General features: G+C 57.2%; 2 rRNA genes. Both read right to left on the bottom strand.

The features are described from left to right. Nucleotides 1–25 precede the first annotated feature (25 nt). A 5S ribosomal RNA gene (gene rrf / locus CK500_RS11585) occupies nt 26–147 on the bottom strand. A gap of 150 nt (nt 148–297) precedes the next feature. Continuing rightward, nucleotides 298–1014, bottom strand: a 23S ribosomal RNA gene (locus CK500_RS17415); the annotation flags it as partial.

Raw genomic sequence — 1014 nt, 5'->3', positions numbered from 1 at the left:
GTGGGAGTATTCTCCCGTATGAATGGGCAGGCGGCGAACCGCGGTTCCCAGAGGATCGCTCACTCCAGTACTTCCCGGTACGCTGGTGGGCTTAACTTCCGTGTTCGGAATGGGTACGGGTGTTCCCCCACCGCTCTGGCCGCCTTTACGCCGACTCTCGGACTCGAACCGAGACTCTCTCCACAATCTGTGGAAGAGACGCCTGTGTCGGTGGTTCCGACCTCTCGATCGGCCGACCGTGTATGCGTGCGATCCAGTTACCGCCTGAACTCATACGAACTGTGGTGTCAGTGCCGTATGACTGTGGCTTCGGTCTGTTAGTGCTCGTGGACTCAACACCTCGTTGCCTCGGTGCGTACATCCCGAGTCTATCGAACTCGTCTTCTACGAGTGACCTCATCGGTACTTCTTTTCCATGTGGGTTTCGAGCTTAGATGCGTTCAGCTCTTACCCCGTGTCGCGTGGCTACCCGGCATTGCGTTCTCACACAACCGGTACACCAGTGGCGACCAAACGTAGTTCCTCTCGTACTATACGTTCGTTCACGTCAAGTACCTTGACACCCCCAATAGATAGCAGCCGACCTGTCTCACGACGGTCTAAACCCAGCTCACGACCTCCTTTAATAGGCGAACAACCTCACCCTTGCCCGCTTCTGCACGGGCAGGATGGAGGGAACCGACATCGAGGTAGCAAGCCACCCGGTCGATATGTGCTCTTGCGGGTGACGACTCTGTTATCCCTAAGGTAGCTTTTCTGTCATCTACGGGCCCCATTCCGGAGCCTCGTAGGTTCGCTAGACCACGCTTTCGCGTCAGCGTCACTCGTTGGGAATGACACTGTCAGACCATCTTGTGCTCTTGCGCTCTTCGCCGGATTCCCGACCCGGCTGAGATGATCTTCGGGCGCGCTCGATATCTTTTCGAGCGCGTACCGCCCCAGTCAAACTGCCCGGCTACCGGTGTACTCCTCCCGGAGTGAGAGTCGCAGTCACCGACGGGTAGTATTTCAATG

Origin of the sequence: Halorubrum salipaludis (genome assembly GCF_002286985.1) — an archaeon.
Taxonomy (GTDB): Archaea; Halobacteriota; Halobacteria; order Halobacteriales; family Haloferacaceae; genus Halorubrum; species Halorubrum salipaludis.
This window is presented reverse-complemented; position numbering and strand designations above follow the sequence as displayed.